A 15,657-nucleotide genomic window follows, 5' to 3' on the forward strand; every position below is an offset into this window, starting at 1 on the left:
GGTCTCCGGCACCTAGGACCAGCCCCTTTCGCCACCACACACCTGCGTGGGGGACACTTAATCACCAGACGTATGTGTTGATCATGGAGGAGCCACCCGTGGAGTTCGACGTCACCATCGAGATCCCGAAGGGTTCGCGGAACAAGTACGAGGTGGACCACGAGACCGGACGGATCCGTCTGGACCGTCGACTCTTCACCTCGACCAGCTACCCGGCCGACTACGGCTTCGTCGAGAACACCCTCGGCGAGGACGGTGACCCGCTGGACGCGCTGGTCATTCTGGACGAGCCGACGTTCCCCGGATGCCTGATCAAGTGCCGCGCCATCGGCATGTTCCGGATGACCGACGAGGCCGGCGGCGACGACAAGCTGCTGTGCGTCCCGGCGTCCGACCCGCGCGTGGAGCACCTGCGCGACATCCACCACGTGTCGGAGTTCGACCGCCTGGAGATCCAGCACTTCTTCGAGGTCTACAAGGACCTGGAGCCCGGCAAGTCCGTCGAAGGCGCGGACTGGGTCGGCCGCGCCGAGGCCGAGGCCGAGATCGAGGCGTCGTACAAGCGCCTGGAGGCCCAGGGCGGCGCCCACCACTGAGCCTGCGGCTCGTGGAGCAGTGACGAAGGCGGCACCCGCTGGACGGGTGCCGCCTTCGTGTTGTCCGGGGCGGGACGGGGAGGGGTCCGGAGGGCTGTCCGGGGCAGCCCCCGCGGGCTGCTAGAAGCCGCGCGTCCGCTTCGCGGCCCGCCGTTCGCCCGGCTCTTCCTGGGTCACGCCGGGCGCCCTCATGAAGAGGCGCGCCACCTCGCCTCCGAGGTTCACGCCGACCGCGATGGCCAGCGCCAGGGAGGCGGCCTTGATGAGGGACGAGACGCCGGGGCCGATGTCGCCCTGGGCGAAGTTGAGCAGGCCGAAGTACGTGGCGCTACCGGGCAGCAGCGGCCCGATCGCGGCGGTCACGTACGGCAGCGCGGAAGCGTAGCGGTAGCGGCTGAGGAGCTGGCCGAAGAGGCCGACGAGGCCGGCCGCGATGGCCGTGGCGGGGACCGCGTTCATGCCGCTGACGTTGGCGAGCGCGCCGTACACGACCCATGCGACACCACCGTTGAGCGTGGCGAACAGGACGGTGTGACGTTCCTGCTGGAGCAGTACGCAGAAGGCCAGCGCCAGCATCATGGCCGCCACGATCTGCACCGGTGGATCGGTGAACACGGCGAACCCGGCCGCCGGATAGAGATACTCCGGATTGAGCTGGAGGCCGATGTAGAGCGCGGCGAGCACGCCGATGACGATGCCGACGATGAGATAGCCGACTTCCAGCAGACGTGCCGAGGCGGTGATGTAATACCCCGTCAGGCCGTCCTGAACCGCCGCCACCAGCGCCCGTCCCGGGATCAGCGCGAACAGGCCACCGGTGATCACCGCGGACGCCTGGACGGCGACGTGCGAGAAGCTGAGGGCGACTCCTATGGCGGCCGGCGGCATGGCCGCGACCACGAACTGGTAGAACTCCGGCAGCCCGCGGCTGGACGCCAGCCAGGCCAGCCGGTCGCCGAGCATCGAGCCGATCGCCGCCGCGATGAAGACGATCGCCCCGCCGCCGACCAGCATGCTCGCCGCGCCGGACAGCAGCCCGGAGGCGACGGTCAGCGACCAGCTCGGGAAGGGGTGCCGGTTACGGCGGATCTCGGCCAGGCCGCGGTACGCCTCCTCCAGGGTGATGCCCTCGGAGGTGATGTCGTCGACGAGGCGGAAGACCGCGGAGAGCCGGGTGTAGTCCACGCCGCGCCGGCGCACCGTGCGGCTGGCCGTCACCGGGTCGTCGACCAGGGACGGCTGGTAGGAGATCGACAGCAGGGTGAAGGTGACGGTGGGCTCGACGCGCTCCAGCCCGTACGCGTGCGCGACGCCGAACATCGCGGCTTCCACGTCCTCCGCGCCCTCGCCGCCGGCCAGCAGGATCTCGCCGATACGCAGGGTCAGGTCCAGGACGCGCGGCACCGCCGGCCCGCTCTCCTCGGCGCGCTCCGCCCGCTCCGGGACCGGCCGCTCGCCGACCGGCATCCGCAGCATCGTGCGCATCCGGTCCTGCCAGGGCGTCTGCTTGGTCAGGTTGATGACGGGGATGCCGTGCGGCGGGGTGAAGGAGGGCCAGCCCGCCGGGGTCCGGTCGGGCAGTTGGTGCTGGCCGGTGGTGCTGCTGGTGGTGCCGGCGGGCGGGGTGAAGGCGGATCCCTCCGGCTCGGCCGGTGTCTCGGTCTTCAGGCCGTCGGGGACGGCGAACTCGGAGGTGGGGTGCTCTTCCTCGGGGACCTGCGGATACGTGTACGGCACGCCGAGCGGCGGGGTGAAGGCGCTGCGTGCTTCGTCCGACTGGGACTTGCGGTCCTCGGACTGATCGTTTCCACCGTTCGTACCATTACCGGCGCCGTATGCGCCTCTGACGCCGTTCACGCCGTTCTTCCCGTTCGTGCCGTTGGTTCCGCGCTGGCCCCGCTGTGCGTCCGACGCCACGTCTCTTCGCTCCTCGTACGCCTCCTGCCGACCGTCAAGGACACGATGCCTGATGGTCGGCAGGGGCGCGCGTGGCGGGGCCCTTACTACGGTTCATATGAGCTGCGAGTGTCCCCTGCGCCTCAGGGGAAACCCATGAATCCCGGCCCGGCGGCACCATAGGCGTCGCTCGGCGGCCACCGGCACCACCCTGCGCAGGTCACCGGCACCGCCGTACGCAGAATGCCGTACGTCACCCGCCGGCGGTACCGCCGATCGGGCTCAGCGCTCAGCGCTCAGCGCTTGGCGTGCCGGCCGCGGCGGCCGTCGCTGCCGGGCTGGCGGGGCGGCTGGACGGCGCCCGCCGGGTCGTACGACTGCTGGGCCGCGGCCTTCTTGCTCTTGCCGCGGGCGCGCAGGTACTCGATGGCGATCGGGACGACCGAGATCAGCACGATCGCGACGAGGATCAGCTCGATGTGCTTGTGGACGAACTCGATGTTGCCCAGGGAGGCGCCGAGCAGGGTGACACCGGCGCCCCACAGGGTGCCGCCGATGACGTTGAAGGTGATGAACGAGCGGTAGTTCATCTTGCTCACGCCCGCGATGATGGGCGTGAAGGTCCGCACGATCGGCACGAAGCGGGCCAGGATCAGCGACTTCGGGCCGTGCTTCTCGAAGAACTCGTGCGCCTTCTCCACGTTCTCCTGCTTGAAGAGCTTGGAGTCCGGGCGTTTGAAGAGCGAGGGGCCGACCTTGCGGCCGAAGAGGTACCCGGCCTGGTCGCCGAGGACCGCCGCGAGCACGATCAGCAGACACACCAGCCACAGCGGCTTGTCCAGCTTGTCCGTCGTCACCAGCAGGCCGGTGGTGAACAGGAGCGAGTCGCCCGGCAGGAAGAAGCCGATCAGCAGGCCGGACTCCGCGAAGACGATGATCAGCACGCCGATCAGCCCGAACGTGCCGATCAGGTAGTCCGGGTCCAGCCACTGGGGGCCGAGCGCGAGAGTATTCACGGGGTGAAGGCTCCTGGGTCGAGGGCGCCGGATCGTGCGGTACGACGGGTGTGCAGGCGCAGTGTGCGGCCCAAAGCTATCAACGCCGGATGACGGGGCATGGTTCCAGCCGCCCGCTGCCGCCCCCGGAGGCCCTTCGGCGTGCCCCACGGGACCGTCCCCGACGTCACACCGTCGCCCCCACCACCCGCTTCCACCCCGCCTCCACCCGCTTCACCATGGCCGGACACCCCCGACCGGATTCCCCGCGTCCTCCCCTCCCCCATGAGACGCTCCCCGCGAGGAGCCGGCCCCCAGGCGGCTCACCACACGGAGGGACGGGCACACGATGGGCATCGAGGAGTTCGGCGGCGGCCAGGCCGCGCAGGCGGACGTGCTGGTGGTGACGACCAACGACGTTCCCGGATACGAGGTGCAGCGGGTCGTCGGCGAGGTGTTCGGCCTGACGGTGCGCTCGCGCCACCTGGGCAGCCAGATCGGGGCCGGGCTGAAGTCGATGATCGGCGGCGAGCTGAAGGGCCTGACGAAGACGCTCGTGGAGACCCGTAACCAGGCGATGGAACGGCTCGTGGAGCAGGCGCGGGCGCGCGGCGCGAACGCGGTGCTGATGTTCCGCTTCGACGTGACGGAGGCGGCGGACGTGGGCACGGAGGTCTGCGCGTACGGCACCGCCGTCGTCATCGCCCCGAAGAACGCCTGAGAACAACCGGTGGCCGGCCGCCGGTGTCTGATCGCAGGCCGCGGGGCCGCCGGTACGGCCGTACGGGCCAGGGGGCGCGCGCCCCTGCCCCGTACGGGCTCAGCTGTTGCGGACCGCGTTGGCCAGCATCGCGTCGCGCAGGTAGACGGCCAGCCCCGGCCGGATGGCCTCATAGGTGGCCGTGAAGCGCTCGTCCGCGACGTACATCTCACCGAGACAGGTGTGCATCTCGTGCGAGCAGTCGTAGTAGCCGGACGAGATGAACCGGCGGTGCTCCTCGGCCACGTCCATCGCCTCGGCCGACTCGGCGGGCAGCCCGCTCTCCATCACGTCGGCCATCCTGCGGTGGACGGCGTCGAACTCCTCGGTCAGCCGCTTCCAGTCCTCCTTGGTGTACGAGGCGGTCCGACGCTGCGACTCCTGGTACGCCTCGGTGTGCCCCCACCGCTCGCGTACCTCCTCGACATGATCGTCCGGGTCGAAGTCGCCGAACACCTCGAACTTCTCCTCGGGGGTGAGATTGACGCCCATCTTGCGTGCCTCCATCGCGTGTTCGACGGCGGCGGCCATGGCCTGGAGCTTGCCGATCCGGGCGCGCAGCAGCGTGTGCTGCCGCCGCAGATGTTCCTGCGGGTCGGCGTCCGGATCGTCCAGAAGGGCCGCCACCTCGTCGAGCGGGAAGCCGAGCTCCCGGTAGAACATGATCTGCTGGAGCCGGTCGAGATCGGCGTCGCCGTAGCGCCGGTGGCCCGCGTGGCTGCGCTCCCCCGGCACCAGCAGCCCGATCCCGTCGTAATGGTGCAGAGTGCGCACCGTCACACCGGCGAACCCCGCGACCTGCCCCACCGAATAACCCACTGCCCCGCCCTCCTTTCCGGCCTTTCCGGTACGCACTCCACGATGCGTCCTCACGCCACGTGAGGTGCAAGTCCGCATACCGGAAACCCGTGGGGCGGACGGAACATCAGTGGCATCCTGCCGACATGCTGGGGATAACCGATCTTCCGACCTACCTGGCGGGCTGCGCGCTCATCGTTCTGCTGCCGGGCCCGAACTCGCTGTACGTCGTCTCCGTGGCGGCCCGGCGCGGCCGGCGCGTGGCCTACCGCGCGGCGGCCGGTGTGCTGTGCGGAGACACCGTGCTGATGGCCCTCTCGGCGGGCGGCGTGGCATCGCTCCTCCAGGCCAGCCCGGTCCTTTTCACCATCGTCAAATTCGCCGGCGCGGGCTATCTGACGTGGCTCGCGGTGGGAATGCTGCGCGGCGCGTGGTCACTGTGGCGCAATCGGGAGGCCGCGAAGTCCCTCCGCAAGAAGGCCACGGCCGGGGACACCCCCGCCGCCAAGGAAGCCCGCGAACGCCCGTACCGCCGCGCGCTGGTGATCAGCCTTCTCAACCCGAAGGCGATCCTCTTCTTCATCTCCTTCTTCGTCCAGTTCGTCGACCCGCACTACCCCCACCCCGTGCTCTCCTTCCTCACCCTCGGCACCTGGGCCCAGCTCTTCAGCGTCACCTACCTCTCGATCCTCATCTTCAGCGGCACCTACCTCGCCGCCACCTTCCGCCGCCGCAAACGCCTGACAGCGGGCCTGTCGGCCGGCGCGGGCGCGGCATTCCTGGGCTTCGCGGCGAAATTGTCACTGGCAAGTTCGGGGTGACCGGCAGCGCCCGGAAATGGCGCCCACAGTCCGCGTAGGCACAGCAACGATGCACGCGGGAAGTCCCTGCACACACCTCCCCGGCGCTACCCTTCGGCAACGGGAGGCGAAATGGGGAAGCAGATAAGAAACCACTCCCAGCCGCACATCCCACTAATCCCGCACCGCCCCGTCCGGCCAAATAATGTCGACCGGTACACCCACGCGCCGGGCGTACGCGACCACGTCGGCCGTCCCGCCGAATCCCCTGGCCGGTTTTCCGTCCCATACGGCGATCACCCGATCGACCAGACCCACCAGCATCTCGCTCCCCGCCATATGGGCTTCTGACGAGGAATCCCGCAGCTGGGTTTCGTGTACATCAGCCGCGCGTCCGAGCAGCGTGTCGTAGACGGCGTGGTGCCCCTCGGGAAGTCCGTCGCGGTACCGTTCAGCAGGCACCACCACCTCGATACGCCCTCCCAGCGCGAGGACGATTTCGGCGAACCACGCATCGGGTCCGTCGGCGAGGCAGGAAACGCCACACAACTCCTCGGGTTCGTGACGACGCAGCCGTTCCGACAATTCAGTCCGCACGCATTGCTCGACAGAAGCCGACAATCCCCTGTGCCCCGTGATTCCCAGCCGCACAGCATGCCCCCTTTCGCACCTAGAGAAACACCTCGTGCATGCGATCGTCGAAATCCCTCACCACTTTCGGCGGCACGACAGGCGCATACGCACGGCGGACTGAACGCGCCCGGTCCCGGGGCCGGGCTTCGTCGCCGGGCGACGTCGCGTGGACCGGGCGGCACAGCCAGGCGGTCCGTGTCGCCTCAGACCGCTGCCGCCTCGATCAGGACGAAGGGGTCCGGGGACGGTAGCGGGGTGAGGCCCGTGATTTTGAAGGCGGCCTTGGTGCACAGGTCTTCGAAGTCGGCGCGGGTGCGTTCCCGGCCGCCGACGTTGACCATCATGTTGAGGTCGCTCATGTAGGGCAGGGCCGTCGCGCCGGGCTGCACCGTGTCGGTGAGGACCGGCTCGATGATCAGGAGCCGGCCGTCCGCGGGCAGCACCTGCCGGATGTGGCCCAGGATGTCCGCGCACTGGTCGTCGTTCCAGTCGTGGATGACGCTTTTGAGCAGGTAGAGGTCGCCGCCGGGCGGCGCGGCGGCGAAGAAGTCGCCGGTCGTCAGCGTGACGCGGTCGGCGACCCCCGCGGCGGCCAGCCGCGCGGGCGCCTGGGCGTGGCCCTCGGCGCTGTCGTAGATCATGCCGCGCGGCGCGGGGTGGGCCCGCAGGATGGCGGCGAGGAGGGTGCCGTCGCCGCCGCCCACGTCGACGATGGTGGCGAAGCGGCCGAAGTCGTAGTGGTGCGGCACGTCCTGGGCGGCGATGCCGCTGCTCTGGCCCATGGCGGTGTTGAAGACTTCCGAGAGTTCCAGTTCGCCCTTGAGGTGGCTGAAGAAGTCCGTACCGAAGATGGAGTCGAAGGCGGGTGCGCCGCTGCGGACGCTGTCCTCCAGGCGTTCCCGGGCGCGGGTCATGACCGGCTCGCTGAAGATCCGGGCCAGCGCGGCCATGGAGTCCGGGGCGTCGCTGCGCAGGAGCGCCCCGGCGGCGGTGGCCTCGAAGGTGCCCGGCTCGTGTTCGGTGAGCAGGTCCATGGCGGCCAGCGCGCGCAGCAGGCGCAGCGTGGCCTGCGGGTGGGTGCCGCACGCGGCCGCCACGTCGGCCGCCGTACGGGTGCCGTCGCCGATGCGGTCCAGCACGCCGGTCCGGACGGCGGCGCCCACGGCGTACGTGGCCAGCTGTCCGAACAGCAGCCGGGAGACGGTGACGCGGGCCTGGCGTGCCGGTGTCGCCCGTTCCTCGTTCGCTTCCACGTCCGCTCCTTCGGGTCGCCTCGGACGCCGTTCCCGTACCGGGCAGGCCGCCCGGGTGACGGCACGGCGGGTCCGGCGGATCCGTTCCCCCGTCCCCGCGTAATGAGTTAGGCAAGGCTAAGTTCCTGTACGGGCCGGCGCAATACTCGCGCAATGCCCATACGGCATACGGTTGTTGACGCTTCACCTATTGCGCGTCACGGTGGAGGGGTGCGTACGCCGCTCCCGGCGCGCCCGTACGGCGGGATGCGGCGGGATGTGAAAACCTGCGGCCACATGCGCGCTAAATGCCCCTTATGCCCATATCGTCGCCTCCGTAGGAGGTATCACCATGCCCCAGCCCAGCGACTGGACCGTCCGCCTCGCCGTCGTCTACTACTCCTCGACCGGCACGGTCACCGGACTGGCCAAGGCCATCGCGGACGCCGCCGAGAAGGCCGGCGCCGAAGTGCGGCTGCGCAAGGCCGCCGAACTCGCGCCGCAGGCCGCCATCGAGTCGAATCCCGCCTGGGCCGAGAACGTCCGCGCGACCGCGGACGTCGCCGAGGCCTCCCCCGACGACATGATCTGGGCGGACGCCGTGATCTTCGGCTCTCCCACCCGGTACGGCAACATCGCCTCGCAGCTCAAGCAGTTCATCGACACGCTCGGCGGCCTCTGGCAGCAGGGCAAGCTGGCCGACAAGGTCTACAGCGGCTTCACCGCCTCGGCGACCAAGCACGGCGGCCAGGAATCCACCCTGCTCGCGCTCTACAACACGATCCACCACTTCGGCGGCATCCTCGTCGCCCCCGGATACACCGACCCCGCCAAGTTCTCCGACGGCAACCCGTACGGCACCTCGCACGTCGGCGGCCCCGAAACCCCCCTCGACGACGACGCCCGCACCGCCGCCGGCATCCAGGCGCGGCGTGTCGTGAAGTTCACCCGCGCCTTGAAGGCGGGGCTTTCCGTGGACGGCTGAGGGGTACGCGGCCACCATGGCACTCCATGAGGGCACACACGCCGGGGACGACAAGCGGGGCCTGTCGGTCAACCCCTTCTACGGCGAGGCCGACCCGGTCACGGGAATGACCACGGCCCCGCCCCGGCACGCCCTGCCGGACGGTCCCACCGCCCCGCACGCGGCCTACCAGCTCGTCCGCGACGAACTGATGCTGGACGGCAACTCCCGGCTGAACCTGGCGACCTTCGTCACCACGTGGATGGAGCCGCAGGCCGATGTGCTGATGGCGGAGTGCCGCGACAAGAACATGATCGACAAGGACGAGTACCCGCGCACCGCCGAACTGGAGCAGCGGTGCGTGGCCATGCTCGCCGACCTGTGGCACGCCCCCGACCCGACCGCCGCCGTCGGCTGCTCGACGACCGGTTCCAGCGAGGCGTGCATGCTCGCCGGGCTGGCCCTCAAACGCCGCTGGTCCCGGGCGAACGCCGACCGCTACCCGGCGTCCGCCCGGCCCAACCTGGTCATGGGCGCGAACGTGCAGGTCTGCTGGGAGAAGTTCTGCGCGTTCTGGGAGGTCGAGGCGCGGCAGGTGCCCATGCGGGGCGACCGCTTCCACCTGGACGGGGAGTCCGCCGCCGCGCTGTGCGACGAGAACACCATCGGCGTCGTGGCCGTCCTCGGCTCGACCTTCGACGGTTCGTACGAGCCGGTGGCGGAGATCTGCGCCGCCCTGGACGATCTCCAGGAACGCACCGGCCTGGACATCCCCGTCCACGTGGACGGGGCGTCCGGCGCCATGATCGCGCCATTCCTCGACCGCGACCTGGTGTGGGACTTCCGGCTGCCGCGCGTGGCCTCCGTCAACACCTCGGGCCACAAGTACGGGCTCGTCTACCCCGGCGTGGGCTGGGCCCTGTGGCGCGACAAGCAGGCGCTGCCGGAGGAACTGGTCTTCCACGTCGACTACCTGGGCGGCGACATGCCGACCTTCGCCCTCAACTTCTCGCGGCCCGGCGCCCAGGTCGCCGCGCAGTACTACACGTTCCTCCGGCTGGGCCGCGAGGGCTACCGCGCCGTACAGCAGACCACCCGCGACGTGGCCCGGTCCCTCGCCGACCGCATCGGCGCGCTGGGCGACTTCCGCCTGCTGACCTACGGCGACGAGCTGCCCGTCTTCGCCTTCACCACAGCCGACGGCGTGACGGACTTCGACGTCTTCGACGTCTCCCGCCGGATGCGGGAACGGGGCTGGCTCCTCCCTGCGTACACCTTCCCGCCCGACCGCGACGACCTCTCCGTCCTGCGCATCGTCTGCCGAAACGGTTTCTCGCACGATCTGAGCGATCTGTTCATGGGCGATCTGGAGCGCCTGCTGCCGGAACTCCGGGCACAGGGCGGGCCTTTGGGGAGCCGGGCGGGGGAGGATACGTCGTTCCATCACTGAGGGCGGCGGGGTGCGCGCCCGGCCCGTCACTCGGGCGGGTGACGCATGGCCGTCTGCGGGACGGACGGCCACCAGCACGTACACGATCCGATCATGGGAAAGACACCGGCCGCCGAAGACGCGAACGAGCTGGACAAGCCGGGTGCGCGACCCGTCACTCCGGAGAACTGGATGCACCCGCCTGCGGACGGCTGGACCTTCGACCAGGTGAAGGAGTCGGTCCTGCCGTTCGCCTGGGAATTCCTGGACGGGAAGATCAGGGTGCGCGAAGTCACCAGTTGGTGGCACGACCAGGTCCGGGACGAGCTGGCCTTCCGGCTCCGGCGCGCCCGGCCCGATCACTTCAACGTCAACATCGAGCGGTGCACCCTGCTCGACGAACGCAATGTCCCCAAGCCCGATGTCGTCGTCTTCGACAAGCGCGGCCTCGACCTCCGCGCCCTCGGCTGCACCCCCGCCGAGAACACCGTGCTGGCCTTCGAGGTCGTCTCTCCTCTCTCACGGTCCGAGGACCGCCACGCCAAGCACGGGCTGTACGCCGCAGCCGGCATTCCCTCCTACTGGCGCGTCGAACGCGGCGAGGACGACCTGCCGGTGGTGCACGAGTTCTGGCTGCACCACGAGACGGGTGTCTACGCCCTGAGCCCCGAGCGTGCCACGCATGTCGGCAAGCTGGTGACGAGCGTCCCGTTCCCCGTCTCCGTCGACCTGCGGTCCCTCATCGACGGGTAGCCGTCAGCCGTCAGCTACTCCGGAGACCGGCTCCCGGAGCCGTACTCCGGGTCAGGCTCCCCCGTCGCGTACGGATTCTCCTGACCCTCCGCGAGGACGCCCACGAACGGCTCGCCCTCGCCCGCGAAGACGTACGCCCCGCCCTCGATCCGCTCGATCAGGCCCCGCGTCCACTCGGCGCCGCTGTCCGCCGAGTTCACCCACATGTTCATGATCTCGCCGATGTGGCCGAGCTGCTCCGGGCCGTCCGCCGGTGTGTAGTACTCGGTGACCGACAGCCGCCACTCCTCCAGGCCCCGCACCCGCTCCTTCAGCAGTGCCACGGCCTCCTCGCGGGGCAGGTCGACGATGAAGCCGATCGCCGCGCTCAGCTCGTCGACCTTGCGGTCGTACTGCGACAGGGACCCGCGCAGCAGCTTGAAGAACTCCTCCGCGCCCGCCTCGGTCAGCTCGTACTCCGTACGCGGCGGGCCCCCGGCCGTGCTGGGTGCGATGTCGTGCGCGAGCATCAGCCCCTGCTTCGCCATCTGCTTGAGGGCGTGGTAGATCGACCCCGGTTTGGCGTTGGACCACTCGTGGGCGCCCCAGTATTCAAGGTCGTTGCGCACCTGGTAACCGTGCGCCCGCCCGTGCTGGCGCACGGCCCCCAGAACCAACAGCCGGATCGCCGACATCGTCTCCTCGCATCCTTCGCGCTCGCGCTGCGGCCAGCCTAGACGGCCTCTCTAATCAAGTTTGATTACCCACTCCGCACACCCTACTCTCGCGGGCATGGCCGAGACCGTGATTCCGATCCTCCCGTGCCCCTCCATCGACGAGATCCTCGACTTCTACCGGGCCCTCGGGTTCGAGGTGACCTCGCACCAGAAGAACCCCAACCCGTACTGCGGCGTCCGCCTGCGCGGCATCGAGCTGCAGTTCTTCGGGATGAAGTCGTACGACCCGTCCTCCTCGTACAGCACCTGCTACGTCCTGACCGACGACGTGGACGAACTCCACGCGTCCTTCCGCGCAGGCCTTAAAGCCGCGCTCGGCAAGGTACCGACCCGCGGGCTGCCGCGGATCGGAGCGCTGAAGGACATGTCGTACGGCGTGCGGCAGTTCCTGATGACCGACCCCGGCGGAAACTGCATACGGATCGGCCGGCCCATCGCGGACAGCTTCGAGTACACGGCCGTCCCCAAGGAGCGCTACGCGCGCGCCCTGCACCAGGCGACGCTGATCGGGGAGTCCAAGGGCGACCACGCCGTGGCAGCCCGCATCATCGACCGGGCCCTGGACGGCGGTACGGCCGGTACGGGGGACGGCGGTACGGCCGGTACGGGAGCCGACGCCGGGCCGTCCCCGCTCCAGCTCGTACTGCTCCTCGTGCTGCGCGCCGACATGGCTGCGCAGTTGGACGGCTTGCGTGCAGCCGCACCCTGGCTCGACCGCGCGGACGCGGTCGAACTCGGCGACGCGGACCGGCAGGCGGCGCGCGACGCGCTGCGCCGGGCGGCGGACCTGCGCGCAGGCGAGGACTGAACGGGCCGCGGCCCGCCTCAGCCCTGCGCCGCCTGCTCCTCGTCGACCAGGGTGAAGGCGGTCTTGCCGTCCAGGGACTCACGGATGACGTCCGCGTGCCCGGCGTGCCGGGCGACCTCCTCGATCAGGTGCAGCACGAGCCAGCGCATCGACTGCTCCGCCTTCGGCGGGAACCAGGGCGCCTCGGGCAGCGGGAAGGTCGCGTTCAGGTCCGGCAGCGACCGGATGAACTCCTCGGTCCTGCGGGCCACCTCGTCCCAGAAGGCGAGGATTGACGCGACGGTCTCCGCGCCCTCCAGCTGGAAACCCAGGTGCCAGTTGTCCATGCCGCGTTCGATGGAGTGCGGCTTCTGCTGGGCGGTCTCCACCCAGCCCTGCTCGACCTCCGCGACGTGCTTGATCAGGCCGGACAGGGACAGCTCGCTGGCGGACGGCTTCTGCGCGGCCTGTTCGTCGGTGAGACCGAGGACGGACCGGCGCAGGCCGCCGCGCTGCGCCTCCAGGAAGGCCAGGAGGGCGCCGCGCTCGTCACCGTGGGCTTCGGCCGGAACGTGAGTGGGCATGAGGTCCGCCTTTCGCGAGGGCCGCGGCGCTGCTGCCGCGGCCCGACAAGAAGAACACTACGAACCCTTGAGGACAGGTACTGTCCTCATCCGTCCTCGACTCCGACACCGTCCTCGACTCCGAAGTCACCGTCCGGGACTCCGAAACTGCCGTCCGCGGTCCGGAGGTTCAGAACGGGAACCGCGACCGGCCGTGCTGAATGGAGATCCACTTGGTGGTGGTGAAGGACTCCACCATCGCGTCGCCGTTCAACCGCCCCAGCCCGGACGCCTTCTCCCCGCCGAAGGGCACGATCGGCTCGTCGTGCACCGTGCCGTCATTGATGTGGATCATGCCGGTCTCGACCTGCTTGGCGAAGCGCACGCCCCGCTCGATGTCGGCGGTGTGCACCGCGCCGCTGAGCCCGTACGGCGAGGCGTTGGTGATCCGTACGGCCTCCTCGTCACCGTCGAACGGGACCAGCGACACGACCGGCCCGAAGATCTCCTGCTGGAGGGCGACGGAGCCCTCCGGCAGCCCGGCCAGGACGGTCGGTTCGACCAGGGTGCCCCGCGCCGTGCCGTGCACGAGCGCGGTGCCGCCCTCGGCGACGGCCCGGTCCACCACCGCGGCGACGGCTTCCGCCTGCCCCTCGTTGATCAGCGGGCCGATGTGGGTGGCCGGGTCGCTCGGGTCGCCGACCTTCAGGCTCTTGACCTTGGCGACGAACTTCTCGGTGAACGCCTGCTCCACCGACCGGTCGACCAGCACCCGGTTGGCCGCCATGCAGACCTGCCCCTGGTGCACGAAGCGGCTGAAGACGGCGGCGTCCACCGCGTAGTCGATGTCGGCGTCGTCCAGGACGACCAGCGCGCTGTTGCCGCCCAGTTCCAGGATCGTGCGCTTGAAGTGGGAGGCGGCGACGGTCGCGACGTGCCGGCCGACCTTCTCCGAGCCGGTGAAGGAGATGACCTTCGGCACCGGGTGTTCGATGAGCGCGTCACCGATTTCCGCGATGTCGGTCACCACCACGTTCAGCAGGCCCGCCGGCAGCCCGGCCTCCTCGAAGACCTTCGCGACCAGGCCGCCGCCGCAGACCGGAGTGTTCTGGTGGGGCTTGAGCACCACGGCGTTGCCGAGTGCGAGCGCGGGCGCGACCGACTTGACCGACAGCAGGAAAGGGAAATTGAAAGGGCTGATGACGCCCACGACACCGACCGGGAGCCGGTAGAGCCGGTTCTCCTTGCCGTCCACCGGGGACGGCAGGATGCGGCCCTCGGCCCGCAGCGCCAACTGGAGCGCCTCACGCAGGAATTCCCGTACGAGGTGGAGTTCGAAGGCCACCTTGGCGTGGGTGCCGCCGACCTCCGCGGTGATCGCGGCGCCGAGCTCCTGCTCACGGTCGTCGATGATCCGCAGCGCGCGCTCGAAGACCAGCCGGCGGGTGTACGGGTTGGTGGCCCCCCACTCCCCCTGTGCACGTTCGGCGGCACGGTAGGCCTGGTCGATCTCGTCGACCGTGGCCACAGTTATGGACGCCAGCTTCTCCCCGTCGTAGGGATTGAAATCGACGATGTCCCACGAGCCGCTTCCGGCCCGCCATTCGCCGTCGATGTACTGGTACGCCAACTCGTCGAAGAAGGACATGCGAAATCCCAATCTGGAGGACAGGGCGCCGGTCGGAGCGCCCTAGCCGGGGGGTGCTGACTCCTGATTGGAACTCATGCTACCTACGGGTTAAGTCAGTTGGAGTAGACCACGTATCAAGTCTCTGGTCTCGGCCGGATTCGGACCGTCCTCCTGGAGGCGGTCCATCACCCGCGCGTACTGCGCGACCTCGTCCCTCTTGTCGAGATAGAGCGCGCTGGTCAGCTGCTCCAGATACACGACGTCGGGCAGACCGGGCTCGGGGAAGCCGAGCGTGGTGAAGGCACCGCTCTCCCCCGCGTGCCCGCCGAAGCTGAACGGCATCACCTGCAGCCGCACGTTCGGCCGCTCGGAGAGTTCGATCAGGTGCCGCAACTGCCCGCGCATCACCTCCCGGTCGCCGTACGGGCGGCGCAGCGCCGCCTCGTCGAGCACGCAGTGGAACTCCGGCGGGCGCTCTGCCAGCAACAACTTCTGCCGCTCCAGGCGCAGCGCGACCCTGCGGTCGACCTCCGCCGCACTCGCCCCCGGCATACCCCGGTGGACGACGGCGTGCGCGTACTCCTGCGTTTGCAGAAGACCGTGCACGAACTGCACCTCGTAGGCGCGGATGAGAGAAGCGGCTCCTTCCAGCCCCACATATGTCTGAAACCAGCCGGGCAGCACGTCGCCGTAACTGTGCCACCACCCGGCGACATTGGCCTCACGGGCCAGCACCAGCAGCGACTCGCGCTCCTGCGGATCGTTCACGCCGTACAGCGTGAGCAGGTCCTCCACGTCCCGTGCCTTGAAACTCACCCGGCCCAGTTCCATCCGGCTGATCTTCGACTCGGACGCGCGGATGGAGTAGCCGGCCGCCTCGCGGGTGATCCCGCGCGATTCGCGCAGCCTGCGGAGCTGTGCCCCCAGCAGGATGCGCCGCACCACGGACCCGCTCGATTCACTTGCGGACACCTCTCAGACCCTCCCATGGCCCACCCCGTCCAACAGTGGCCCGCAGTCTGCCACGTCCGGGCTTCGTTGAGTGCTCATCCGGTTACGGATGCGTGAGGTCCGCGGGGCCGCTCCACAAGAACACGTAGGAAGA

At 69.5% G+C, this 15,657-nt stretch carries 16 protein-coding genes; 7 read left to right on the top strand and 9 right to left on the bottom strand.

What is annotated here, in order from left to right; translation table 11 throughout:
- Window positions 1–98: 98 nt before the first annotated feature.
- Entirely contained in the window at window positions 99–596 is a 498-nt protein-coding gene (locus tag A6A06_RS08825) for an inorganic diphosphatase (protein ID WP_073760640.1), read from the top strand.
- Between the two features lie 120 nt (window positions 597–716).
- On the opposite strand, the gene A6A06_RS08830 is transcribed toward A6A06_RS08825, so the two are convergent.
- Together A6A06_RS08830 and A6A06_RS08835 are read right to left on the bottom strand one after the other, a co-directional pair.
- Window positions 717–2,513 (bottom strand): threonine/serine ThrE exporter family protein, encoded by a 1,797-nt coding sequence (locus A6A06_RS08830; protein ID WP_073760641.1) that lies wholly within the window; start codon window positions 2,511–2,513, stop codon window positions 717–719.
- A 275-nt stretch (window positions 2,514–2,788) separates the two neighbouring features.
- The gene (locus A6A06_RS08835; protein ID WP_073760642.1) at window positions 2,789–3,508 is read right to left on the bottom strand and encodes a DedA family protein; all 720 of its coding nucleotides are present in this window, start codon (window positions 3,506–3,508) and stop codon (window positions 2,789–2,791) included.
- Window positions 3,509–3,836: 328 nt separating this feature from the next.
- On the opposite strand from A6A06_RS08835, the gene A6A06_RS08840 reads away from it, so the two are divergent.
- Complete coding sequence (locus A6A06_RS08840; RefSeq protein WP_073760643.1) at window positions 3,837–4,208, top strand: YbjQ family protein; 372 nt, start codon at window positions 3,837–3,839, stop codon at window positions 4,206–4,208.
- A gap of 99 nt (window positions 4,209–4,307) precedes the next feature.
- On the opposite strand, the gene A6A06_RS08845 is transcribed toward A6A06_RS08840, so the two are convergent.
- Window positions 4,308–5,066, bottom strand: coding sequence for a MerR family transcriptional regulator (locus tag A6A06_RS08845; protein WP_073760644.1), 759 nt, complete (start codon window positions 5,064–5,066; stop codon window positions 4,308–4,310).
- A gap of 125 nt (window positions 5,067–5,191) precedes the next feature.
- On the opposite strand from A6A06_RS08845, the gene leuE reads away from it, so the two are divergent.
- Window positions 5,192–5,866 carry a leucine efflux protein LeuE gene (leuE, locus tag A6A06_RS08850; RefSeq protein ID WP_073760645.1) on the top strand — a complete coding sequence of 225 codons (675 nt, stop codon included), beginning with the start codon at window positions 5,192–5,194 and terminating at the stop codon, window positions 5,864–5,866.
- A gap of 153 nt (window positions 5,867–6,019) precedes the next feature.
- On the opposite strand, the gene A6A06_RS08855 is transcribed toward leuE, so the two are convergent.
- Both A6A06_RS08855 and A6A06_RS08860 read right to left on the bottom strand, forming a co-directional pair.
- Window positions 6,020–6,496, bottom strand: a complete 477-nt coding sequence (locus tag A6A06_RS08855) for a hypothetical protein (protein ID WP_199930773.1) — start codon at window positions 6,494–6,496, stop codon at window positions 6,020–6,022.
- Window positions 6,497–6,681: 185 nt separating this feature from the next.
- Entirely contained in the window at window positions 6,682–7,731 is a 1,050-nt protein-coding gene (locus A6A06_RS08860) for a methyltransferase (RefSeq protein ID WP_073760646.1), read from the bottom strand.
- A 331-nt stretch (window positions 7,732–8,062) separates the two neighbouring features.
- Here A6A06_RS08860 and wrbA point away from each other — a divergent pair, with 331 nt between their 5' ends.
- The 3 genes from wrbA to A6A06_RS08875 all read left to right on the top strand — a co-directional run bounded on the left by wrbA (window position 8,063) and on the right by A6A06_RS08875 (window position 10,856).
- A complete protein-coding gene (gene wrbA / locus A6A06_RS08865; protein WP_073760647.1) occupies window positions 8,063–8,695 on the top strand; it encodes an NAD(P)H:quinone oxidoreductase in 633 nt (210 codons plus the stop codon).
- Window positions 8,696–8,711: 16 nt separating this feature from the next.
- Window positions 8,712–10,124: a glutamate decarboxylase gene (locus tag A6A06_RS08870; RefSeq protein ID WP_073760648.1), complete on the top strand. Its 1,413-nt coding sequence runs from the start codon at window positions 8,712–8,714 to the stop codon at window positions 10,122–10,124.
- A gap of 93 nt (window positions 10,125–10,217) precedes the next feature.
- Window positions 10,218–10,856 carry a Uma2 family endonuclease gene (locus A6A06_RS08875; protein WP_079193906.1) on the top strand — a complete coding sequence of 213 codons (639 nt, stop codon included), beginning with the start codon at window positions 10,218–10,220 and terminating at the stop codon, window positions 10,854–10,856.
- A 14-nt stretch (window positions 10,857–10,870) separates the two neighbouring features.
- On the opposite strand, the gene A6A06_RS08880 is transcribed toward A6A06_RS08875, so the two are convergent.
- On the bottom strand, window positions 10,871–11,530 hold the full coding sequence (locus tag A6A06_RS08880; protein ID WP_073760649.1) for a PadR family transcriptional regulator: 660 nt from the start codon (window positions 11,528–11,530) through the stop codon (window positions 10,871–10,873).
- A gap of 97 nt (window positions 11,531–11,627) precedes the next feature.
- Between A6A06_RS08880 and A6A06_RS08885 the strand changes: the two genes are divergently transcribed.
- Entirely contained in the window at window positions 11,628–12,380 is a 753-nt protein-coding gene (locus A6A06_RS08885; RefSeq protein WP_073760650.1) for a bleomycin resistance protein, read from the top strand.
- A gap of 17 nt (window positions 12,381–12,397) precedes the next feature.
- On the opposite strand, the gene A6A06_RS08890 is transcribed toward A6A06_RS08885, so the two are convergent.
- From A6A06_RS08890 to A6A06_RS08900, 3 genes are all read right to left on the bottom strand, one after another.
- The gene (locus A6A06_RS08890) at window positions 12,398–12,943 is read right to left on the bottom strand and encodes a DinB family protein (RefSeq protein ID WP_073760651.1); all 546 of its coding nucleotides are present in this window, start codon (window positions 12,941–12,943) and stop codon (window positions 12,398–12,400) included.
- A 169-nt stretch (window positions 12,944–13,112) separates the two neighbouring features.
- Window positions 13,113–14,570, bottom strand: coding sequence for an aldehyde dehydrogenase family protein (locus tag A6A06_RS08895; RefSeq protein WP_073760652.1), 1,458 nt, complete (start codon window positions 14,568–14,570; stop codon window positions 13,113–13,115).
- Between the two features lie 90 nt (window positions 14,571–14,660).
- The gene (locus A6A06_RS08900) at window positions 14,661–15,524 is read right to left on the bottom strand and encodes a helix-turn-helix domain-containing protein (protein WP_073760653.1); all 864 of its coding nucleotides are present in this window, start codon (window positions 15,522–15,524) and stop codon (window positions 14,661–14,663) included.
- Between the last annotated feature and the right edge of the window lie 133 nt (window positions 15,525–15,657).

This window comes from Streptomyces sp. CB02923, assembly GCF_001905005.1.
Classification (GTDB): domain Bacteria; phylum Actinomycetota; class Actinomycetes; order Streptomycetales; family Streptomycetaceae; genus Streptomyces.